The 22,267-nt window shown below is 44.5% G+C and carries 22 protein-coding genes and 1 tRNA gene; 16 read left to right on the top strand and 7 right to left on the bottom strand.

What is annotated here, in order from left to right:
- Positions 1 to 10 precede the first annotated feature (10 nt).
- From F0145_RS08020 to F0145_RS07990, 7 genes are all read left to right on the top strand, one after another.
- Positions 11 to 1,393 (top strand): efflux RND transporter periplasmic adaptor subunit, encoded by a 1,383-nt coding sequence (locus tag F0145_RS08020; RefSeq protein ID WP_150087791.1) that lies wholly within the window; start codon positions 11 to 13, stop codon positions 1,391 to 1,393.
- Positions 1,394 to 1,407: 14 nt separating this feature from the next.
- Positions 1,408 to 2,397, top strand: coding sequence for an NAD(P)H-dependent glycerol-3-phosphate dehydrogenase (locus F0145_RS08015; RefSeq protein ID WP_150087790.1), 990 nt, complete (start codon positions 1,408 to 1,410; stop codon positions 2,395 to 2,397).
- Between the two features lie 128 nt (positions 2,398 to 2,525).
- Positions 2,526 to 3,233 carry a TIGR04282 family arsenosugar biosynthesis glycosyltransferase gene (locus F0145_RS08010; protein ID WP_190277494.1) on the top strand — a complete coding sequence of 236 codons (708 nt, stop codon included), beginning with the start codon at positions 2,526 to 2,528 and terminating at the stop codon, positions 3,231 to 3,233.
- A 93-nt stretch (positions 3,234 to 3,326) separates the two neighbouring features.
- Complete coding sequence (locus F0145_RS08005) at positions 3,327 to 3,662, top strand: arsenosugar biosynthesis-associated peroxidase-like protein (protein WP_150087788.1); 336 nt, start codon at positions 3,327 to 3,329, stop codon at positions 3,660 to 3,662.
- Positions 3,663 to 3,668: 6 nt separating this feature from the next.
- Positions 3,669 to 4,721, top strand: a complete 1,053-nt coding sequence (gene arsS / locus F0145_RS08000) for an arsenosugar biosynthesis radical SAM (seleno)protein ArsS (protein WP_150087787.1) — start codon at positions 3,669 to 3,671, stop codon at positions 4,719 to 4,721.
- 12 nt (positions 4,722 to 4,733) lie between these two features.
- The gene (locus F0145_RS07995; RefSeq protein WP_223815889.1) at positions 4,734 to 5,234 is read left to right on the top strand and encodes a rhodanese-like domain-containing protein; all 501 of its coding nucleotides are present in this window, start codon (positions 4,734 to 4,736) and stop codon (positions 5,232 to 5,234) included.
- A complete protein-coding gene (locus F0145_RS07990; RefSeq protein ID WP_150087785.1) occupies positions 5,227 to 5,826 on the top strand; it encodes a TIGR04282 family arsenosugar biosynthesis glycosyltransferase in 600 nt (199 codons plus the stop codon). Before F0145_RS07995 ends, F0145_RS07990 begins: the two co-directional genes overlap by 8 nt.
- On the opposite strand, the gene F0145_RS07985 is transcribed toward F0145_RS07990, so the two are convergent.
- The gene (locus tag F0145_RS07985; RefSeq protein WP_317133169.1) at positions 5,823 to 6,620 is read right to left on the bottom strand and encodes an SDR family oxidoreductase; all 798 of its coding nucleotides are present in this window, start codon (positions 6,618 to 6,620) and stop codon (positions 5,823 to 5,825) included. The genes F0145_RS07990 and F0145_RS07985 overlap by 4 nt on opposite strands.
- An 88-nt stretch (positions 6,621 to 6,708) precedes the next feature.
- Between F0145_RS07985 and F0145_RS07980 the strand changes: the two genes are divergently transcribed.
- Positions 6,709 to 7,911 carry a lysophospholipid acyltransferase family protein gene (locus F0145_RS07980; RefSeq protein WP_150087783.1) on the top strand — a complete coding sequence of 401 codons (1,203 nt, stop codon included), beginning with the start codon at positions 6,709 to 6,711 and terminating at the stop codon, positions 7,909 to 7,911.
- A gap of 194 nt (positions 7,912 to 8,105) precedes the next feature.
- Here F0145_RS07980 and F0145_RS07975 read toward each other — a convergent pair whose 3' ends face one another.
- Positions 8,106 to 9,164 carry a VOC family protein gene (locus F0145_RS07975; RefSeq protein ID WP_150087782.1) on the bottom strand — a complete coding sequence of 353 codons (1,059 nt, stop codon included), beginning with the start codon at positions 9,162 to 9,164 and terminating at the stop codon, positions 8,106 to 8,108.
- Between the two features lie 2 nt (positions 9,165 to 9,166).
- On the bottom strand, positions 9,167 to 9,865 hold the full coding sequence (locus F0145_RS07970) for a TIGR04283 family arsenosugar biosynthesis glycosyltransferase (RefSeq protein ID WP_150087781.1): 699 nt from the start codon (positions 9,863 to 9,865) through the stop codon (positions 9,167 to 9,169).
- Between the two features lie 195 nt (positions 9,866 to 10,060).
- Here F0145_RS07970 and F0145_RS07965 point away from each other — a divergent pair, with 195 nt between their 5' ends.
- From F0145_RS07965 to ggt, 3 genes are read left to right on the top strand one after another with little or no spacing between them, the layout of a single operon-like run.
- Positions 10,061 to 10,801 carry a DUF547 domain-containing protein gene (locus F0145_RS07965; RefSeq protein ID WP_150087780.1) on the top strand — a complete coding sequence of 247 codons (741 nt, stop codon included), beginning with the start codon at positions 10,061 to 10,063 and terminating at the stop codon, positions 10,799 to 10,801.
- A gap of 49 nt (positions 10,802 to 10,850) precedes the next feature.
- Positions 10,851 to 11,822 (top strand): arsenosugar biosynthesis arsenite methyltransferase ArsM, encoded by a 972-nt coding sequence (arsM, locus tag F0145_RS07960; protein WP_150087779.1) that lies wholly within the window; start codon positions 10,851 to 10,853, stop codon positions 11,820 to 11,822.
- A 58-nt stretch (positions 11,823 to 11,880) separates the two neighbouring features.
- Positions 11,881 to 13,512: a gamma-glutamyltransferase gene (gene ggt, locus F0145_RS07955; protein ID WP_190277493.1), complete on the top strand. Its 1,632-nt coding sequence runs from the start codon at positions 11,881 to 11,883 to the stop codon at positions 13,510 to 13,512.
- Between the two features lie 200 nt (positions 13,513 to 13,712).
- Here the strand turns inward: ggt and F0145_RS07950 are convergent, their stop codons facing one another.
- Positions 13,713 to 14,684: an aldo/keto reductase gene (locus F0145_RS07950; RefSeq protein ID WP_150087777.1), complete on the bottom strand. Its 972-nt coding sequence runs from the start codon at positions 14,682 to 14,684 to the stop codon at positions 13,713 to 13,715.
- A 155-nt stretch (positions 14,685 to 14,839) separates the two neighbouring features.
- Here F0145_RS07950 and F0145_RS07945 point away from each other — a divergent pair, with 155 nt between their 5' ends.
- Positions 14,840 to 15,250 carry a T9SS type A sorting domain-containing protein gene (locus F0145_RS07945; RefSeq protein ID WP_150087776.1) on the top strand — a complete coding sequence of 137 codons (411 nt, stop codon included), beginning with the start codon at positions 14,840 to 14,842 and terminating at the stop codon, positions 15,248 to 15,250.
- A 72-nt stretch (positions 15,251 to 15,322) separates the two neighbouring features.
- Here F0145_RS07945 and F0145_RS07940 read toward each other — a convergent pair whose 3' ends face one another.
- From F0145_RS07940 to pdxH, 3 genes are all read right to left on the bottom strand, one after another.
- On the bottom strand, positions 15,323 to 15,889 hold the full coding sequence (locus F0145_RS07940) for a Maf family nucleotide pyrophosphatase (protein ID WP_150087775.1): 567 nt from the start codon (positions 15,887 to 15,889) through the stop codon (positions 15,323 to 15,325).
- Positions 15,825 to 17,153 carry a DUF1015 domain-containing protein gene (locus F0145_RS07935; protein ID WP_150087774.1) on the bottom strand — a complete coding sequence of 443 codons (1,329 nt, stop codon included), beginning with the start codon at positions 17,151 to 17,153 and terminating at the stop codon, positions 15,825 to 15,827. Before F0145_RS07935 ends, F0145_RS07940 begins: the two co-directional genes overlap by 65 nt.
- A gap of 253 nt (positions 17,154 to 17,406) precedes the next feature.
- Positions 17,407 to 18,063, bottom strand: a complete 657-nt coding sequence (gene pdxH / locus F0145_RS07930; RefSeq protein WP_150087773.1) for a pyridoxamine 5'-phosphate oxidase — start codon at positions 18,061 to 18,063, stop codon at positions 17,407 to 17,409.
- A 334-nt stretch (positions 18,064 to 18,397) separates the two neighbouring features.
- On the opposite strand from pdxH, the gene F0145_RS07925 reads away from it, so the two are divergent.
- The 4 genes from F0145_RS07925 to F0145_RS07910 all read left to right on the top strand — a co-directional run bounded on the left by F0145_RS07925 (position 18,398) and on the right by F0145_RS07910 (position 22,261).
- A complete protein-coding gene (locus F0145_RS07925; RefSeq protein ID WP_150087772.1) occupies positions 18,398 to 18,949 on the top strand; it encodes a YqgE/AlgH family protein in 552 nt (183 codons plus the stop codon).
- 35 nt (positions 18,950 to 18,984) lie between these two features.
- Positions 18,985 to 21,453, top strand: a complete 2,469-nt coding sequence (locus F0145_RS07920; RefSeq protein ID WP_150087771.1) for a DUF349 domain-containing protein — start codon at positions 18,985 to 18,987, stop codon at positions 21,451 to 21,453.
- 123 nt (positions 21,454 to 21,576) lie between these two features.
- Positions 21,577 to 21,649, top strand: a tRNA-Thr gene (locus tag F0145_RS07915).
- Positions 21,650 to 21,949: 300 nt separating this feature from the next.
- A complete protein-coding gene (locus tag F0145_RS07910) occupies positions 21,950 to 22,261 on the top strand; it encodes an N-6 DNA methylase (protein ID WP_150087770.1) in 312 nt (103 codons plus the stop codon).
- The last annotated feature ends 6 nt before the right edge of the window (positions 22,262 to 22,267 follow it).

The following is a 22,267-nucleotide window of genomic DNA, read 5'->3' as shown; positions in this document are numbered from 1 at the left end:
ATTACTATACATGGCCAATAAAAACACAAATCGTAAATTTTATATAATAGGGGCGGTATTAATTCTGGTATTACTGGGAGCTTTTGTAGCTAAAAAAAATGGCTGGATCGGCAAGAAAGTAGGCACCGAAGTAGCCGTAGCCAAAGTAAAAAAAACAAATATTATTGAAAAAGTAAGCGCCTCGGGTAAAGTGCAGCCCGAAGTAGAAGTAAAAATAAGCCCCGATGTGCCCGGCGAAATTACGGAATTGCACGTGGAAGAAGGCGACTCGGTGGTTAAAGGTAAATTGCTGCTGAAAATACGGGCCGATAATTACGTATCGGTGGTGCAGATGCAGCAAGCCCAGGTAAATACCCAACGCGCCAACTTGGCGCAGGCCAAAGCGCAGTTGTCCCAAACCACCGCCAACAGCGCCCAAACCGCTTTAACGCATAAGCGCAACACCGATTTATTTAAGCAAAAAGTTATTTCGCAAGCCGATTTTGAAGCCAGTAAAGCTTCTTACGATGTAAGCCGCCAGGAAATTGAAGCCGCCCGCCAGCGGGTACGCGCCGCTGAATATAATTTGCAAAGCGCCCTGGCCAGCTTAGAAGAATCGCGCAAAAATTTAAACAAAACTACTATTTACGCCCCGGTAAGCGGTACTATTTCTAAACTCAGCGTAGAAGTAGGCGAGCGGGTAGTAGGTACATCTCAAATGGCTGGTACAGAATTATTGCGCATTGCCAACCTAAACTCCATGGAAGTACGGGTTAACGTAAACGAAAACGATATTATCCGGGTAAACGTCGGCGATTCGGCCATTGTGGAAGTAGATTCTTATTCGGGTAAAGACGAAAAATTTAGAGGAGTAGTAACCCAAATTGCCAACACCGCCAAAGATGCGGTTACCCTGGAGGCGGTAACAGAATTTGAAGTACGCATCCGGTTACTGAACGATTCTTACAAACATTTAGTAAACGCCAAGCGCCAAACCACGCCTTTCCGGCCCGGCATGACGGCCTCGGTAGATATTATTACGGAACAGCGCAATAATGTATTGGCTGTGCCGCTTTCGGCGGTAACTACCCGCAACGCCAGTGAAGGTAAGGCCGGGGCCCGTATCCGCAACGCCAGTAACAATAATAACACCGAAGCGGAACCCCGCGCAGATGAACCGATTGATGAAATTGTTTTTGTGCACCGCAATGGCAAAGCCCAGGCCGTAAAAGTAAAAACCGGCATCAGCGATTTTGATAATATTCAAATATTAAGTGGTTTAAAAGAAGGCGACGAAGTAATTTCGGGTCCGTTCCGGGCGGTATCGCGGCAGTTAAAAGACGGTAGTATTGTGGTGGTAAAAGACGAAGCCAGCCTGGCAAAATCTGGTAACACCGAAGAAAAGAACGATTAAGGCAAAAAGCAGTATTGGAAAAAATAGCAGTGATAGGCGGTGGCAGTTGGGCCACCGCTTTGGTTAAAATATTATCCGAAAACAAAGCAAGCGTAAACTGGTGGCTGCGCAACGCCAACGATGTAGAACACTTACAAAAATACCACCACAATCCGCGTTACATTAGCGGGGTAAATTTTAACCTGAACTACGTAAAACCAACCACCCATTTAGCAGAATGCCTGCAGGAAGTGCGGTGGGTTATTCTGGCCGTACCGGCGGCTTTTATTCAGTCGGCTTTAGAAAATTTGCCCGCAGATGCTTTTGCGGGTAAAATATTGGTCTCGGCAGTTAAAGGCATGATTCCGCACCAGAATATTTTAATTACCGATTACCTCGAAAATACATTTGGCGTGCCGGCTTCGCACCAGTGTATTATTGCCGGGCCTTGCCACGCCGAGGAAGTAGCACTGGAAAAACAATCTTACCTAACCATTGGCTCCCACGATTTAGACCACGCCGAACAATTTTGTGCGTTGCTGCGCAACCGCTACGTTAAAGCTTCGCCGCTCGACGATTTAGATGGCATTGAATACGCCGCCGTTATGAAAAATATTATTGCCCTGGCTTGCGGCATTGCCCACGGATTAGGTTACGGCGATAATTTTCAGGCCGTAATGGTATCGAATGCCATGCAGGAAATAGATCGCTTTTTGCACGCCGTAATGCCCGTGAACCGCGATTTAAATGGCTCGGCTTATCTCGGCGATTTACTCGTAACCGCCTATTCGCAGTTTAGCCGCAACCGCACCTTTGGCAATATGATTGGGCGGGGCTATACCGTTAAATCGGCCCAGTTTGAGATGAACATGGTGGCCGAAGGTTATTATGCGGTAGAGAGTATTTACGCGCTTAACAAAAAGTTGCGGGTAGCTATGCCCATTACCGATGCCGTGCACCGGATATTATACGAGAAAGTTGCGCCGGCTGTAGAACTTCAAATTTTAAAAGAAAAATTCAGCTAAAAGTTAATATCAACATGGCTTTATAGCTGCGTATTTTGTATTGTTTTAACCTGTAAACTAAAATTAAATCGTATAGGTAAGTATTCTTATATTGTTTTTCCGTAACTTACCTAAACTAACAAATTCATTTGCCGAACCGCTTTTCTGATACTGCCCTGGTTTTATTTACCCGCACCTCCGCAGAAGAGGTTCAGGTTAAAAATTTCGTACCCCAGGGTACTATTACCCAGCAATTAGCCGTAGCCGAAAAGCTTATTCAGCAAGGTCAGCAAGTTTTAGCCGCTACCGGGTTACCTTACTTTATTTATTCTTCATCGGCGCAAAAAGGAGATAATTTTGGCCAGCGTTTACAAAATGTTTTCGCCGATTTATTCTCGCAGGGATTTGAACAAGTAATTGTAATTGGCAATGATTGTCCGGAGCTAAAGCCAACCGATATTTTGCGGGCAGCGCACCAGTTACTGCAGCAGGAGGTTGTGGTGGGGCCCGATTCTTCGGGTGGCGTTTATTTGCTTGGCCTCACTAAAACAGCCTTTAACCAACCGGCCATTTTCGAAAATATTCGTTGGAACACGGCTTGGGTATTAACCGATATTGCCACTGCTTTTAACATAGCGACGCCCGATTTAATTTTTCTAAAACAATACACCGATATTAATACAAGTCGGGATTTTGTTAAAGCCCTGCAACAAAAGCTGTTCCGGTCTAATTTATTGCGGTATTTCCGGCTATTGTTAAACCAGCTTACTACCTGGTGGCAATTGCCTCATGAAAGCCTTATTTCCTTCTTTATCTTTCCTGGTCTCGCACTCCGCGGACCGCCTGCATTAAATTAATCAATTTTCTATCCTTGCTGTAATATTGCCCGATGTAGTTCCTTTTGGCAACTCCTTTGGTTATACCTATATATTTAATATTAAAAAACTAAAATGGAAAAGACTTATTATAACCCCGCCGACTTAAAAAAATTTGGAAATATCAGTGAGTTCTCGCCTGGACTGGCCGAAAAGTTTTTCAGCTATTACGGCGAAGTTTTTGCCGAAGGTGAACTAACCGCCCGTGAAAAATCTTTAATAGCTTTAGCGGTGGCCCACACGGTGCAATGCCCGTATTGTATTGATGCTTACACCGTTGATTCTTTGGAAAAAGGCTCTACTGAAGGCCAGATGATGGAAGCCATTCACGTAGCGGCGGCCATCCGGGGCGGGGCTTCTTTGGTACACGGCGTGCAGATGATGAATAAAGTAAAAGAAATTGTGATGTAGTAAGTAATGCAGCAGTCTTTAAAAAAGAGTAATAACCAACTAGCCGATACCCTGATTCAACTGGAAGTATTAAACCAGGCTACGCAACAGGGAAATCAGTTTCCGGCTTTTACCCAAAAGCTGCGTGATATAAACTTGTTTCCGCTAAAACCTACGCACCTGGATATTTTCCAGGTGAATGTAGGCAAAATGTGTAACCAGGTTTGTAAACATTGCCACGTAGATGCCGGCCCCGATCGCAAAGAAATAATGACCCGCGAAACCATGCAGCAGTGTTTAGCGGCTATTGCGGCCAGTTCCGTAAAAACAGTAGATATAACCGGCGGCGCCCCCGAAATGAACCCGGACTTCCGGTGGTTTGTAGAAGAAATCAGTAAGCTGGGCCGGGAAATTATTGTGCGGTGTAACCTCACCATTATTGTTGCAAACAAAAAATACCACGACTTACCGGCGTTTTACAAAACGCACAACGTGCACATCATATCTTCGTTGCCATATTTTTCGGCGGCCCGCACCGATGCCCAGCGGGGCGAGGGCGTTTTTGCCGATTCAATAAAAGCCTTGCAAATGCTGAATGCGGTAGGTTACGGGCAGGAGGAGAGCGGTTTAATATTAGATTTAGTTTATAACCCGTCCGGTGCATTTTTACCCGGTAGTCAGGCCGCCCTGGAACTGGAATTTAAGAAAAAGCTAAAAACCGGCTTTAACATCTATTTTAATAATTTGTTTGCCATTACCAATTTGCCCATCAGCCGGTTTTTAGATTATTTAATCCAAAGCAATAATTACGAAGCTTACATGGAAAAACTGGTAACGGCTTTTAACCCCGCCGCAGCGACCAATGTGATGTGCCGCAATACCATTTCGGTGAGTTGGGACGGCTATTTATACGATTGCGATTTTAACCAGATGCTCGATTTAAAAGTAGCTAAAGTGGCACCCCAGCATATTAGTGTTTTTAACGAAGCGGCGCTGAATAACCGCAATATTGTGTTAAACCAGCATTGTTACGGGTGTACTGCCGGGGCAGGCTCCAGTTGTGGTGGCGCTACGGCTTAAAGAATAAACAAAATGTTTAGCCGGGTTTTAATAGGTTTAAGTATGTTTTTCAGCCACCAAAGCTTTGGCCAGTTTTTGTACGAACAGCAACTAAAGCTTTTGTATAAAAATACGGTACCGGTAATATCTGCTGCTAACTTAAATAAATTATTGCAGGCGAATAAACTGGTTTATTTGCTGGATATACGCTCCTCCCGCGAATACGCCGTAAGCCACCTGGCCGGAGCCCGTTTTATTAATCATGAAACATTTAAGGCGGAGCAAATAAAAAATATTCCGAAAAACGCGAAGGTAGTGGTTTATTGTTCGGTGGGCGTCCGGAGCGAACAAGTGGGCGAAAAGCTGATAAAAGCCGGCTACCAGCAAGTACATAATTTATACGGCGGCATTTTTAGCTGGAAAAACGAAGGTTTTCCGGTAGTAAACCAGCAACAACAACCAACCGACAGTGTGCATACTTATAATAAATATTGGTCGGTATGGCTCCGCAATGGCATTAAAGTATATGAATAAAGATTTACTGATAATATTTATTAAAAACCCGATTTTGGGTAAAGTTAAGTCCCGTTTGGCGGCCACTGTTGGCCCGGAAAAAGCCCTGGCTATATACCACCAGTTACTGCACCGCACCCAGAAAGTTACCCAAAATTTGCCCGTGGATAAGGCGCTGTATTACGCCGATTTTATTCCGGAGAAAGATTCTTGGGATACGGCTGTTTACACCAAATATTTGCAGGTAACCGGCGATTTAGGCCAACGCATGGAACAAGCTTTTCAGCAGGGGTTCAGCGACAATTATAACCGTATTTGTATCATCGGCAGCGATTGTTATGAGCTTAGTTCCGAAATAATTAAGCAAGCTTTCCGGAGACTCGAAGATAAAGATGTGGTGATTGGGCCGGCCGAAGATGGCGGGTATTATTTACTGGGCTTAACCCAACACCAGCCTTTTTTATTCCAGAACAAACACTGGAGCACCGAAAGCGTTTTGCTGGATACCCTTCAGGATGTAAAAGAAAAAAATTTATCTGTTACCTTGCTGCCAACCCTCACCGATGTAGACGAAGAAAAAGATTTGGTAACTATGCAGTTCGTAAAAAGTTAGGCTGGCTTCATAAACCGTTTTAGGGCCCAGGATAATAAACCCGGAAAAAATCTTTTTAGGTAAACCGCTAGTATTTCTTTGCCGCCAATCACCACTTCTTCTTTGTTGGCGGCTACTGCCTTTAAGATTAAAGTTGCGCAACGTTCCGGTGCCATCCCTTTCTCCTGATTTTTATCCATGCGGTTGTGTTTGTCGCCTTTTTCGGTGAGGGCATTAATAGAAATATTGGTGCGAATATACCCCGGACAAACTATGGTTACCCGAATATTGTCGCGCCAAACTTCGGACCGCAGCGAATCGAAGAAGCCATGCAGCGCATGTTTGGAAGCCGCGTAAGCCGATCGCATAGGCGTGCCAAATTTCCCGACCAGGCTACTGATAACCACCACCCGGCCACTTTTTTGCGCCAGCATAATGGGCAAAACAGCTTTGGTCAGGGCCACCGCGCCAAAATAATTAACCGCCATTATTTTCTGGTCTAAAGCCAGGGGCGAAGCTTTTACCAAACCTCTTTGGCTAATGCCGCCGTTGTGCACCAATATATCTATTCGGTTGAAAGCGTCCATTACCTGTTGCACCAGTTCCGGAAAAGTTTCGGGCTTTTCTAAATCTATGGGCAATACCAGTACCTGCGCCGGGCTAAGGGGTAAACTATTTTTTACCCGCTCTAATTCTTCTATCCGGCGGGCCGATAATATTAAGCTGGCTCCGGCCTGCGCAAAAGCCTGGGCCAAAGCTTCGCCAATGCCTGAGGAGGCGCCGGTAATCCAAACTACTTGCTGGTTAAAATTCAAGATTTATGCTTTTAAAGGTTTACTAAAATTTAAAATTAACAATATTGCTTAAATTGTTGCCGCTGGGGTTAATCCGTTTTCAGGTTAAATGTTATATAAATTTTTACAAAAATTCATGCGGCTGGTGCTACGGGTATATTTCCGGAAAATATTCCTGACGGGCACCGAAAATATTCCCACGGACAAACCCGTGCTGCTGGCCTGTAATCATCCCAACTCGTTTATGGATGCCGTATTGCTGGCGGTATTATTGCCAGAGCCCTTGCATTTTCTGGCCCGCGCCGATGTATTTAATACGCCGCTGAAAAGGTGGTTTTTGCAAAAAATAAACTTAATACCTATTTACCGGCTACAGGAAGGCGCCGAAAACCTGCACCGCAACGAAGAAACTTTTGCGCAATGTTATGCTATTTTAAAGAATAATGGTCGCATTCTTATTTTTAGCGAAGGCCTTTGTATTCTGGAAAAGCGTTTACGTCCGTTAAAAAAAGGTACTGCCCGTTTGGCTTTTGGGGCCGAAGTACAAAATAATTTTAATTTAAACTTGCAGGTAGTACCAATCGGCCTTAATTATACTTATCCCGAAAAATTCCGGGAAGAAGTTATGATAAGCATTGGCGAACCCATTCCGGTTAAAACGTTTGAGCGCTCATATTACCAACAACCTTCCCGCGCCATACTGGCCTTAAATCAACAATTAACCACCCGTTTAATATACAACATGGTTATTATTCCGGAAAAAGAAAAAGAGCCGGCAGTAGAGCAATTGTTGACCCAGCATCGTTTAAGTTCGAAAGTATTTAATAACAATATCTGGCTAGTTTGCCATAACAACTGGTTAACCGAGGAACAAAAAGTAGTAGCCGGGTTTATGGCTAATGCCAAATTAGCCCCTGCTGCTCCTCTAAATCTTACGATTAAACCTGAAAAAGTTCAAGAATTAAATATTGTAGACCAACTTAGAAAGCTTACCCCAAAGTATTTATTACTGTTTTTGCTTTTGCTGCCGTTTTATGTACTGGGCTGGTTGCTTAATATTTTACCTTTAAAGATGGCGCAAAATATTGCCCGCCAAAAAGTAAAATATATTGAATTTTATTCTTCGGTGTTAATGGTAATGGGTATGGTATTCTACTTGTTGTATTGGTTTTGTTTAACCGCGTTCGGATTATTTTTTTCAGGAGAAATAGCGCTCCTGTTTTTCTTTTTATTGCCGCTGAGTGGTTACGCGGCTTTGCACTACCGCGATAAACTGGAATATTTAGCCGCTAAAGCCCAGCTACAAGGGTAATATTTTTAAATATTGGTTTAAAGCATCTGCTTAAAAAGGAATGTTCGTTTGTTATTAATTATAGTAATAATCCAAACCGTATAAATATTCATCCATAACTGCACTATGGTAATAGCTTTTGAACAAACCTCACAGGTCTTTAAAGACCTGTGAGGTTTTAATCTATGGCAACTAATTTATACGATTTGCTATAACTAATCTTTAACCTGGCTAAAAGATAAAGTTTTGAGCATCCAATCAGGCAAGGCTTTCTCGGGGCTACGGTTTTTCAGATTCAGGTACCAGCCTATTTTTTTGAATATGGGAATCCGGTGTGTTTCTACAAACTCAATTAAGGTGCCGTCCGGATCTTCAATGTAAGCAAAATGACCGGCCGCTTCGCCCATTTCAAAAGATTGGCTACTGTTAATCGTAAACGGAAAACCTTTCGCCCGGCATTCCTGCTCCAGCGCCTGCATGCCCACAATATCATAACATAGGTGAATAAACCCCAAATCGCCCCAGTAACGGTTCTGGTATATTTTGCTGGCTGTGCGGTCGCGTACCTGAATTAGTTCTATTTCCGATGGACCTAACAAGCGGCTAAAGCTGCCTTGCCGGGGTTGGCTGTGGCGTAACAGGACGCGCCTGCAAGCAATCTGTCCGCCGGGAAGCGTTGCTAAATCGTTAAATATATCGGTCTGGTCGTATACCACATTATCGTAGCCCAAAATGCCACTATAAAGCGCGCGGGCTTTCTCTATATTCGAAACCCCCAACATACAGCCGCCGGAGCCCCCGGTTAAATTTTTATTCTTTTTAAACCAGGCGTTGCCCGGCACTACCTGGAACAAATTGTTGTAAGGATCGCGCAGAAAAAATTGCAGTTGGCCGCAGGGTGCCAGTTGAGGCGCACTCAAAACATCCAAGCCGCGCTTTTTAAACAATTGATAAGTAGCCGCTACATCGTGGCTTTTAATTTTAGTAGCAAATATGCCGTAATCGCCTAGTTGAATAGGGAAAGCCGGCGGCTGGGGCTTACGGCTGGTAAACTGCCAAATTTCGAATCCGCCGCCGCCTTGCAGGTTAATAGCCAAAACGGCATGACGGCTTTGAGGCGAACCGCCGGTATAAGGTACCATGAGCTTGGCCGTAGCGGCTTCTTCAAAAACCGGAATATTCATGCCAAAGTTTAAACGGTACCAGCGCCAGGCCTCGTGTACATCTGGAATGCCAATGCCAATTTGCTGAATACCACTAATAACTTTCTGCATAGTTAAAATTTAGGATGATGGATCATTCTTTTGTAAGTATTGAGCAGTTGCGCTTGCGAAAACCCGGCAAAAAACATCAGGAAAACCGTTAAGTTAGCCAAATTAACCCGGAAATAACCATTATAATCGTATTTGCGCGCTGATACCAGCACATCTTTCGGAATAATCTTGAACGGATATTTTTTACGAACCCGGATGATGAAATCGTATTCCTCCATAATTACAAAATCGGGTTTGTAACCGTTAAATTCATCGTACACGCGTCGGGTAACAAATAAGGTTTGGTCGCCGCCCCGGCACATAATTCTATCGAAGCGGGTGCAGTAAGAATTTATTTTAAGTAACAATTTATCTGATTTAAACCGGAACCGGTAGCACCCAATCGGAAAGCCTTCCTGCAAGGCTTCGGCAATATCTTGTACATAGGTAGCGGGCGGAAAAGCATCGGCGTGCACAAAATATAATATTTCGCCTTGGGCCAGGGTAGCACCTAAATTCATTTGAACCGCCCGGCCCTTTGTAGGCGCTAAAATAGCCTGGGCACCGGCTGCCTGGGCATAAGCTAAGGTATTATCGGTACTGCCGCCGTCTACCACAATAATATCGGCTACCGATTGGCGGGCGTTGGCCCACAAATGTGTTACCAGGCAACTAATATGCTCCGCTTCGTTATAGGTAGGAATAATAATACTTATTTGCATAGATTTAACCTGGTTAAACCTGGGCCTATGTACAAATTGGTTTTAAGAGCTAACCCGCCGGTATAAATAAAAACTTTTAGCTCTTAAAAATAGCAAATGCTTTTGGGTAATATTTCGGTAAATTGTCTGGTAAGTATAAGCAGCCTAAAAGCGCATGTTTTTTGCTAATACTTCCTGAACCTTAATGTAACTATAATGAAAAAATTATTAATACTGGTGCTCCTGATTTTTTTTGCCGGTTTTTACCGGTTATATGCGCAATCGGGGGTTACGCACGATGCTTTTAGCCGCCTGTTAAAACAGCACGTTGGTAAAAACGGCGACGTTAATTACAAAGGATTTATAAAAGACAGCACCCAACTTAACGCTTACCTGAAACAATTAAGTGCCAATCCGCCCCAGAATAGCTGGAGCACCAACGACCAATTAGCTTACTGGATAAACGCCTACAATGCGTATACCATTCAGTTAATTATTCGCAATTACCCGCTCAAAAGCATTAAAGATATTGGCAGCCTGATTAAAATACCGTTTGTGAATACGCCCTGGGACATTAAGTTTATCCGGATTGGTAAAAACACCTACGACCTGAATAATATTGAGCACGATATTCTGCGGAAAAAATTTAACGAACCCCGCATTCATTTTGCCATTGTGTGCGCCTCGGTTTCGTGCCCAAAACTTTTAAACGAGGCTTACGTGGGCGCCCGCATTAACCAGCAACTAGAAGCCCAGGCCAAAGATTTTATTAACGATCCCACGCGCAATAAAGTAACGCCGGCCAAAGCCGAATTATCCTCAATTTTTAGCTGGTTTAAAGGCGATTTTACCAAAAAAGGCAGCTTAAATGATTTTATTAATAAATACGCCGAAGTTAAATTGCGGCCCAATGCGAAAATATCGTATCTGGATTACAACTGGAACCTGAACGAGTAGCCAACAGCCGGGCTGCTTAAATATTAAAAGTATTAAAAGAATATACCCCATGGATACCTACTTAGAAATAACTAAAGATGTATATAAACAAGCGGCCCTTACGCCCGATGTAGGACTTTGCTGCACTACTACGCCCGTGTGGCAGTTACCGGGTTTAAGCATTCCGCGCATTATGCAGGAAATGAATTATGGCTGTGGCAGCACCGTAAACCCGCGCGATTTGGCAAACAACCCAACCATATTGTACGTGGGCGTAGGCGGCGGCATGGAGCTGCTGCAATTTGCTTACTTTAGCCGCAAACCCAAAGCGGTTATTGGGGTAGATGTGGTAGACGAAATGCTGGAAGCCAGTCGCCGGAATTTTATACAGGCCGAAGCAGAAAACGATTGGTTCCGTTCAGAGTTTGTGGATTTACGCAAAGGCGATGCTTTAAATTTGCCCATAGCCGATGCAACCATTGATGTAGCGGCCCAAAACTGCTTGTTTAATAATTTTAAAGCCGAAGACCTAAATCAGGCTTTAGCCGAAATGTACCGTGTTTTAAAACCGCATAGCCGCCTGGTATTATCCGACCCGATCTGCGAAACCAACATGCCGGAGAACCTGAAAAAAGACGAAAAGCTAAGAGCGCTTTGCCTGAGCGGCGCCATGCCTTTACAAGAGTATATTCAAATGATTACGGCTGTTGGTTTTGGTACCGTCGAAATTAGAGCCAAACGCCCGTACCGCATTCTGGCCCCCGGCCATTATGATACGGAAGAACTAATATTTATAGAAAGTGTAGAAGTTTGTGCCATAAAAGATGCCATGCCCTTAGACGGGCCTTGCGTGTTTACCGGCAAAACGGCCATTTACTATGGCACCGAAGCTTATTTCGACGATGGCAAAGGTCATACCTTGCTGCCAAACCAGCCTTTAGCCGTTTGCGATAAAACAGCGGCAGCATTAGCCGCTCTCGGCCGTAACGATATTTTTATTTCGGAATCTACTTATTTCTACGATGGTGGCGGTTGCTGCTAGTTTTTAGATATTTTGAATTCTTGACTTGGGAGTAGTTTAAATAAACCATAATATTCTTTTGCCACAACTTTCGGTTAAAGCACAAAACGGGGCCGTTGTTTCTATTGATAAATATGCCTCGCAGGTAGGCGTAAATATTCTAAAACAAGGCGGCAACGCCATTGATGCCGCAGTGGCTACGGCCTTTGCTTTGGCCGTAACGCATCCTTTTGCCGGTAATCTGGGGGGCGGCGGTTTTATGCTCATTCGTTTAGCTTCCGGTGAAACAGTCGGGATAGATTTCCGGGAAACGGCGCCGGCGCTGGCTACGCCCGATATGTTTCTGAAACCGGACGGTAGTGTTGATTATGACCTGAGTAATCTTGGTTATTTGGTGGCGGCGGTCCCGGGTACGGTTAAAGGTTTAGAAACCGCGTGGCAACATTATGGCTCTTTGCCCTGGGCTACTTTACTGCAACCCGCTATTAACCTGGCCCAACAGGGCATTTACCTGAATACATACGATGCGGCCAGCCTGCTTAAACACCGGCAAGATTTAGCCCGCTTTCCCGAAACAGTTAAAACATTTTTTAAACCCGATGGCATAACTTATGGGCCTCAGGATTTATTAATACAACCAGATTTAGCCAACACCCTCCAAATTATTGCCGAGCAAGGAGCGCAAGGCTTTTACACAGGCGAACTGGCTGATAAATTAGTAGCCGATATACAAGCTAATGGCGGCATTTTGCAAAAAGCTGATTTACAAGCGTACGAAGCAAAAATCCGAGAACCGATTAAAGGTAATTTTGCGGGCTACGAAATATTAGGCATGCCCCTACCGTCGTCGGGTGGTATTGTGGTACAGGAAATGCTGAATGTACTTCAATATTTAGGCCTAGATACGGCCAAGCCCTACAATCCACAGAGCCTACATTTGCTTATTGAAACCATGCGCTACGCTTTTCTGGACCGCACCACTTACCTCGGCGACCAGGACTGGGTGGCAGTGCCGGTAGCCAAATTATTATCCGAAACGCATGCGGCCAATATTGCGGCTAAAATAAATCCGGCATGCACTACTCCAAGTGTCTTGTTAACCGAGAATGTACTGGTGCAGAACGAAAACATGGAAACCACGCATTTTTCGGTTATAGATAAGGCCGGCAACATGGTTTCGGTAACGGTTACTTTAGAAGAAGCTTTTGGCTCGAAGGCAGTAGTGAAGGATTTGGGTTTTCTGCTTAATTGCGAGATGCACGATTTTAATATTAATCCCCGGCAAACCAATTTTCAGGGAATAACGCCAAATAACCCTAATGGCATTGCACCCCATAAACGCATGCTCAGCTCCATGACGCCTACTTTGGTATTGAAAGCTGGTAAACCATTTCTAATTACGGGTTCACCCGGCGGGCGAACCATTTTAAATACGGTGTTGCAAATAATATTAAGTACTACCTTTTATAAATTGCCGCTGCGCCAGGCTTTAGATTTACCCCGCATCAGTCACCACTGGATGCCGGATGTAGTTTACGTAGAAAAGGGGCGGTGGGAAACAGCAACCACGCAAGCCCTTCAAGCCAAAGGCCACACCATAACCGAAGTAGATTTTTTAGGTGATGCGCACTCAATATTAATTAACCCCGAAACCGGTTGGTACGAAGCCGAAGCCGATGACCGCCGGGCTGGCTGGGCCGAAGGGTATTAGAAAGTTAAGGTTGTTGTTGAATATTGATAATTCAGAGTCGTGTTTTAAAAGCCTTGGAACTCACTCTTGTCATTCAGGAGGAAACTATTTGGTTACCTGCTAAATAGGTTCCTCCTGAATGACAAGTGTGGGTTACTTCAACGATTAACTTTTTAACTTACAATAAGTAAAAAATAAAGGTAAAATATTACCCTAATCTGCTACTGCGACCATTCGGTTGGTTGGCGATCCCAGCGGTGGCTTTGTAGTTGGGCCAGTAATTCTTCGGGTAAATCGTTGCCGTCGCTCACCCGCATATTGGCTTGTACGTTCCGGATTTTGCGCATTCCCGGAATAATGGTTCCTACGGTTTTGTTAGCCAGAATAAACCGTAAAGCCAGTTCTGGCAAATTCATGCCAGGTGGTATTAAGGGTTTCAAGGCTTCAGCGTGATCGACACTGGAATTCAGGTTTTCAGGTACAAAGTAAGTACTCCGCCAATCATCGGCCGGGAAGGTAGTTTCTTTGGTAAGGGTGCCGGTTAAAGTACCTTCATCAAAAGGAACCCGCGCTATTACCCCAATATCTAACCTTTCGCAGGCCGGAAATAATAAATCTTCCGGCGCCTGATCGAAAATATTATAAATTACCTGTACCGCATCAATTAAACCGGTTTCCAAGGTACGCAGGCAGTTGTTAGGTTCCCAACGATTTACACTCACGCCCATGGCCTGTATTTTTCCTTCTTTTTTCAGGTCTTCCACGGCGCGTTGCCAGCGTTCATCGGCAGCCCAGCTATCTTCCCACACGTGAAACTGCTGCAAGTCAATGGTTTCTACGCCCAGGTTCTTCAGGCTTTTTTCGGTATATTCTTTTATATGATCGGCCGGAAAACAATCTTCCAGTTTGTAATCTGCTTTAGAAGGCCATTTAAAATTTTTGGGCGGTATTTTGGTGGCCAGGTATAATTTTTTTTGAGGGTGGCGTTTTTGTAATTGCCCTAACACTTCCTCGCTTTTGCCTGCACCGTAACCCCAGGCGGTATCGTAAAAGTTGCAACCCATTTCCACCGACACATCCAGCGCCCGTTCGTATTCCGAAGCTTCCGAACCGGTCCAGCCAGCTAAGCCCCACATGCCATAACCAATTTCGCTTACTTCCCAATTGGTACGGCCAAATCTTCTGTATTCCATAGTTTATATTTAAATGTTTAATGTATAAGCAGTTCTGAATTGTACTGAAATATTCTTTGAAGGTTAATGCTTTTCTATTACGCGCGGCGCAATTATTGGAACGAAATATGCAATACACCTACCGGCATTGTTATTCACCCAAAATAAAAATTATTATGAGACTACCCCAACTTTTTACCTGTGTAGGATTGGCTGTGGCGTTGGTAATTTCGGCAGGTAATACCTGGGCTTTACAAGCAATCGGCGGTAAAGATAAACCTAAGCTTTCGAATAAAGATAACCCTAAATATAAATTTCACGAAGCTGCCACGCTCTCGGGCATTGAGGTAAAACCGAACAGAAAAACGGGTACTTTCTTGTTAATATTTGACCAATTGCTTACTGAAAAAGGAATATTGCAGGTAAAAAATACAGCTGGCCAGGTTATGTTTGCCAGCACTTTTTTACCGGCTCTCGGTGGAAGTACTCAAACCATGGATATTGGCCGGTTGAACCCAGGACTATATTCCATTGAAGTTAAAACATCCGAAACCACTTTCTGGAAAAAAGTCCGCATTCGCAAATAATTTTTCTAATAGCTCCAAAAGAACAAAGGCAACGCTAATAATTTAGCATTGCCTTTGTTCTTTTGGAAAACCTCAGAATTGCATTAAGTGGGTGTAAACCTGGTGCACAGGTAAGCCCATTACATTAAAATAAGAACCTTCTATGCGATCAATAGCCACCATACCCATCCATTCCTGCGCCCCGTAAGCGCCGGCTTTGTCGTAGGGTTGGTAGGTTTGTACATAATATTCAATTTCTGTTTCTAATAATTCCCGGAAATGCACCCGGGTAACATCGTGAAATAAATCTTTTTTATCCCGACTACGCAAACAAACGCCGGTAATTACTTCGTGTACCTGGCCCGAAAGGTGGCGCAGCATCCGGACGGCATCGGCGGCATCAATGGGTTTATTCAGCACAAGATCATCCAGGCACACAATGGTATCGGCAGTAATCAATATTTCGTCCTGTAAATCGGCCAGGTAAGCTTCGGCTTTATGGTTGGCCAAATATTCGGCTACTTCCTTTCGCTGCAAATGCGCCGGATATTCTTCGGGCACTTCCTTAACTTTTACGGCAAATGGTAAACCTAACTTACCCAATAATTCTTTCCGACGGGGCGAGTTGGAAGCAAGAATCAATTTCCGATTGAAATTCATGTTGTTCGATAGAGCTAAATAAAAAGCCGGTTATGACTTTGGGGTAAAAAAAAGTGGATTTGGGTGGCATTACGGCCCCGCTGTAACATACCTTTTTTACCTGGTTCATGGTTACTTCGTTGGTAATAAAGGCGGCCCGGGCCTGACCCGAATCTACCAAAGTTAAACACTGGGCAAAATTACGGTTATACTGCAAACCCGGAAAACTCCGCTGGCTATTACGCCGGATACCGATGATGCGTTCGAAAACAAAATAATGCAACACCGTTAAATCCAGTTCTTTTACCACTGCCGGCATGTTCCAGTCCATTTCCCCGAATATTTCGGGTTTTAACTTAATTTTAAAAGCTTTTCCGCCCAGGTACAAGCCAAAAGCCCATTGCTTGCCCGCAATTACCTCGTTCAGGCAAAAAGCATCGGCTACGGGCATAATGGTAAAATATTGCTGCAGTTGTGCTAAAAAATCTTCATCCGAAAGCAGTATTTCGGTTAAAACCCGGTGCGTTGGTAATATTTTTAAGTCGTCGCTTTCGGTATTAGTCAGGTAAATAAAATGGTAATTATATGCTTCCTGGCCGGTATGGTTAGGGTTTAACGCCGTCATTTTTTGCCGGTAAGCCAAAGAACTTTCGTACCGGTGGTGTCCATCGGCCAGCAACACCTGTTTAGCTCCTAGCACCCGCACAAACTCCCGAATTACGTTCAGATCATGAATTACCGCCAGCACGTCGCGGGCACCCTGGTAATCTTCGGTCTCGTAGATAGGCGACTGCATGCTCTCGTCCAGGTATTTTTCCAGGCTAAAATGCGGGTCGGTGTACAGGCCGTGCGTGGGGCTGGTTTGTAGCCGCGTTTTTTCCAGGAGTTCCAGCCGGTCGTTTACCGAACCTGGTAAGGTATTTTCGTGGCGCAGCAAAACTTTTTCAGACCAATCGTACGCCCGCATGTGGCACATAAAACCTTTGCGGCAATATTCCTGGTGGCTGCCGGGCAACGTAAAATATTGGTAATACACATAAATGGCCGGCAGCTCATCTTGCTGCAGCACTTCATTTTTTTTCCACTCGTTTAGCAAAGCGGCGGCCTGGTCGGCGGGGTTTGGCCCGGCAGGGACCGATAAATGAATACTATTAAAAGGATGCTGGTAAAGGGCCTGCCGCTGCTTTTCCGACACCACATCAAAGAGGGGAGAAGTGAGTTCGTTTATATCGTGTTCCAGCGCGGCCCGGTAACGCCAGCCTTTTATCGGTCGGATTTCAGCCATTAAGGAGTTGTTAGTTGTTGGTATTTAGTTGTTAGTTGTTATTATAGATAATGTCAGAACTTACTGGAAATAAATATTTGGGAAAAGGTAACTTAGTTCCCCGCCTAAGTTTAGGAGGGGTTAGGGGTGGTTGTTTTTCTTAGATTAATTTCCGGTAAGTGCTGTCACGGCTATATTCGGAAACAGCAAGTATTTATTATTTTCTGATTGATAAAATATTCTGACGGCAGTTAAATTTTACCGGTGTAATATTTTAAGGAGCCAAGCGGTTTAATTGCCAGCTACTTTCGGGGTTGGGGCGGGTAAAAGCTAAGCGGTCGTGGAGGCGGTTGGGCCGGCCTTGCCAAAACTCGATGTATATAGGCACAACGCCGTAGCCGCCCCAGTGGGATGGCCGGGGAATGGCCTTATCTTCGCCGTACTGCTGCTGGTAATTGGCCGTAGTATTTTCTAATTCCTGTCGGCTGCTAATGGGTTGGCTTTGCGGCGAAACCCAGGCCCCAATCTGGCTGCCGCGGGGCCGGCTGGCAAAATATTCATCCGATATTTCGGGGTTTACCTCCGTTACCTGACCTTCAATGCGCACTTGTCGCTCCAGGGCCGGCCAAAAAAAAGTAAGCGCTACCTTGCCGGAGTCGGCTATTTCTTTACCCTTGCGGCTGTTGTAATTCGTAAAAAAAACTAATTTACCGGCTTCCAAAGCTTTTAAGAGCACCACCCTGGCCGATGGCTGACCGGCGGCATTCACCGTGGAAAGTACCATGGCCGTAGGCTCTTCTACCTGGGCGGCAATAGCTTCCTGCATCCAACGGTTAAACTGCGCCAATGGATCGTCTAGAACGGTTTCTTCGGTTAAATCCTGCAAAGAATAATTTTTGCGAATAGCGGCCAAATTTAGTTTTTCGGGCATAATATTTTTTTTGGTTCCGAAATATAGTGGTTTCTGCCAGATACGGCGGAATATTTTCTTTAGCCTATTTTAACTAAAATTCTACGGCTTTTTAAGTATAATAATTGCAATTGGCTTGATTCAGATGGCTTTATGCTAAAACTATCCTGATTATGAGGTGTGCTTTAGCGTTATGAGCAGCTTACTAATATTAAAAACAAAAAACGAAAATAAATTTTATACGAATTATATAAGAAGATGCGTACTAAAGAAAGATGATAAAAATAAAACCCCATTGATATTGCTATAATTTTTATCAGGTAATAATGCGTAAGCATTTAAAATATAGGCTAACATGAAAAAAATTAAAAGTGGCACTATTCTGATTTCCGAGCCATTTATGGGAGATCCGAATTTTGAGAGAACGGTCGTTTTAATCTGCCGGCATGATGAAGAAGGCTCTTTTGGCCTGGTTTTAAACCGGAAATCAAATTTAAAATTATCGGATGTGCTGGATATTGAACAGTATAATACCGATATGGCCCTAAATATTGGCGGCCCCATGCAGTATAACACCCTGCACTACATACACCAACTAGAAGAATTAGAAGAAGCGATTTCGCTGGGAAATAGCGTATATTGGGGAGGAGATTATGAAAAACTAAAACACTTATTAGCTGTTGGCTCTGTAGCTGCCGACGATATTCGATTCTTTTTAGGCTACTCAGGCTGGTCGCCGGGGCAACTGGAAGAAGAAATTGAAAATAATGTTTGGATAGTTAATAATAAAGCAACAGATAATTTATTTAATTTGGATCAGGATACGCTCTGGCGTGAAATTCTGAAACAAATGGGGGGCAAATACAAAGTATTGGCCAACTACCCCATAGACCCCAGCTTAAACTAATTAAGCCGGATTACTAACGACATAAGGATACTATTATGGTGGACACTACAAACAATACCGCGGAAAATCAGGCCGATGATGCAGCCGAAAGTCCGCAGCGTATTCTGGAAAGAAGATTGGCTGAATTGAATGCCCGGAAACCCGAAGAACAAACGCGCCCGGACGAAGACTTAAACAGTACCGGAAATATTATGGGCGGCGCTGTTGCCATGCACGAAGTAATTCCGCCTACGCCGGCAGTTCCGGTTGCCGGCGAAATTACCCCCGATGAATCAGCCGTAACTACTTCCACAACTTCTTCAGATGCGCTGTCACAAACGCCTGCGAATCCGGAAGTTTCCACCGCTCAAAATACTACAACAGCAACCGCAGGAGTAGAAGCAGACTTAGCAACGCCAGCTACACCCGCAGTTGATAATACGGCTAATATTTCTACGCCTGAATCCCTGGGTAATGCTCCGGCTGCACTGTCTTCACCCGAAACTGAAAATCCGGTACTTAACCATAATGCGCCTGAAGGGCCAACTACCGCCGAAGTTGCGGAATCTGTAGCCCAACCCGAAACTAATTTTCAGCGGAATGCTCCGGAGGAAAACTTAAGTACCGCCGGCGTAATACCCGCCGTTAATCCGGGCTCTCAGGAAAATCCGGTAAATGCTACGCCAGAAGCAGCTACGTCCGGAAATATTCCTGCCGCCGAAAATATACCTGCTGGGGAGAATATAACTGCTGGGGAAAGTACGCGCCAGGAACACGAAATGCTGTTGGACGATGAACACCACGAAGAAATTGTAGATACCGATTTCAGTAATTTAAATATTACCGAACTCCGGCAAAAACTTAAACAATTACTTAAAACAGCAGGTCGGCAGGAGTCGCGGCAGGTTTCCGAATTGTACCGGCAGTACGAAGCAAAACTGGCCGTAGAAAAAGCCGAAGCCCTGGATAGGTTTATGGCAGAAGGCAGCAGTGCCGATGACTTTGAGTTTCAGCCCGGTTTTGAGCACCAGGAACTGGAAAAAGCTTACTTTCAATTCCGGGAAAACCGCAGCCGCGAACAACGTAACGACGAAGAGCAAAAAGTAAAGAATGCCAAACGCAAACAAGAATTACTGGACGAACTGCGGGAACTGGTAGAATCGCCGGAAACCAAAAGCAGCGGCGATAAAATCCGGCAAATTCAAACGGAGTGGAAAGCCATTGGTCCCGTACCGCCCGCCGATTCTAAACAGCTCTGGAATTCTTACCACGCCCTGCTGGATATTTTTTACAACAATCGCAGTATTTTTTACGAGCTGAAAGAACTCGACCGCCGCAAGAATTTGCAGCATAAAATTCATTTGTGCGAGCGCGCCGAGGCCCTGGTTAACCAGCCATCTATTAATACGGCCTTGCAGGAACTCCGGAAGTTGCACGAAGAATGGAAAAACGTAGGTCCGGTACCCAACGATCAGCGGGATGCTATTTGGGAGCGCTTTATTCAGGCTTCGGAAAAAGTACACGCCCGTAAAAAAGAATTTATTTCGGAAAGAAAGGCGCAGGAGCAAGAAAATTTAATAAAGAAAACAGCTCTGCTGGATCGCATGGAAGCTTTCCAGAGTTTTGGTACCGACCGCATAAACGATTGGCGCGATAAAACCGACGAAATACAAAAACTAAAAGAAGAATGGGACAGCGTGGGCCTGGTACCCAAAGAACGCGCCGACGAAATTAACAAACGGTTCTGGAGCAGCTACAAAGCCTTTTTTAACCATAAAAACGCTTTCTTCAAAAACCTGGACGAGCAAAAAATGCAGAACCTGCGGCTGAAAACCGAGTTGTGCGAACAAGCCGAAACCTTGCGCGACAGCACCGACTGGGACGAAACCAAAGAAAAATTAATTCAGCTTCAGAAAAAATGGAAAACCATTGGCCGGGTGCCCGATAAATATTCCGATAAGCTTTGGCAGCGCTTCCGTTCGGCTTGCAACGAGTTTTTTGATCGCAAGCAAAACCAGGTACAGCAGCGCGAAAACGAGCTGAACCAGGCTTCGCAAATAAAGCAAACGTATTTCGAAGAACTGGCCAGCCGCATTACCTTGCTGAACACCGAGCCGGGCTCTTACGAAGAATACGAACAACTTCGGAACCGGTGGCTGGGCTTACCTTCGAACAAAGGCACCAACCGCCTCGACGACAAGTATTTTGATTTGCTCGAAAAGTTTGTGAATTCGATTATAGATTTAACCACCGAAGAAAAAGATGCCGTAGTGGCCGAGCTGCAGGTAACCCGCTTTAAACAAGGCCCGGATGCCTCCAGCCGCATTCAGCAGAAAGAGCAGGCTATCCGGCGCGATATTTCGCAACTCGAAAACGATATCCGGACTTTAAAAACCAATATTGAATTTTTTGGACGGAGTAAAAATGCCGAAAAACTGCGCGAAGAGTACCAGGCGCGCATTGCCGAAGCGGACCACCGCATCCAGGTTTTACAGCGGCAGCTCTACGCTTTCCGGAATAGTTAAAATTTTAAATTTGATTATCAGGTAATTAAAAAAATATTGAAGATTACCGGCTACTGGGGTTTGCATAATTAAAACTAAGTACTAATTTTGCTACCGCTTTGAAAGATAAGCACACCAGTAATTGCCTCCATAGCTCAGCTGGTAGAGCAACTGACTTGTAATCAGTAGGTCGCTGGTTCGATCCCGGCTGGGGGCTCTTATTACAAAACCACTTATAGGCTAAAAACTGTAAGTGGTTTTTTGTTTAATAAATATTTTGCTAAATATTAGGTGATGTTTGTTAAACTAATTCCAGAAAGTAAGCAGGAGCTTCCATAGCTGCTAACAGAAATCCACCTTATCACCGGTCATTGCGGAGGAATCTGCTGTATAGAAGGCGTTACAGGTCTACTATCAGCATTAAAAATAATTAATATTCTTTCTGGTAATTTGCCAATTAGCTAAGAATATTTTCCTTACATTAAGACCTTAATAAAATACCAGAACAGCTTTTTAAATGGCCCAAAAGAATACCCCTGTTACCAAACCCAAAGCCAATATAGATTTTGAAAACGAGTTGTGGAATGTCCGCAAACTGGACCAGATGGCCAGCCGCCGCCTGCGCGTTTTCCACGACGAAAATTTTACTAAAGTAGTTGATATCTACCACCAGTGGCGTAACCTGAATGGCAATTATTCGAATATTGATGGCTTCTGCAAAGCCGCTACCCTCCCGGAAATAGAAGCCAATAATTTTGTGCTTTCGCCGGGACGGTACATGGGTTCCGACGTTAGGGGAGTATTATTTGGCTATCATCAAGCAGCTTAAGGTTTT

It is taken from the genome of Adhaeribacter rhizoryzae (assembly GCF_008629685.1).
Taxonomy (GTDB): domain Bacteria; phylum Bacteroidota; class Bacteroidia; order Cytophagales; family Hymenobacteraceae; genus Adhaeribacter; species Adhaeribacter rhizoryzae.
Note: the sequence above shows the minus strand (reverse complement) of the source record. Positions and strands in the feature narration are given on the sequence as shown.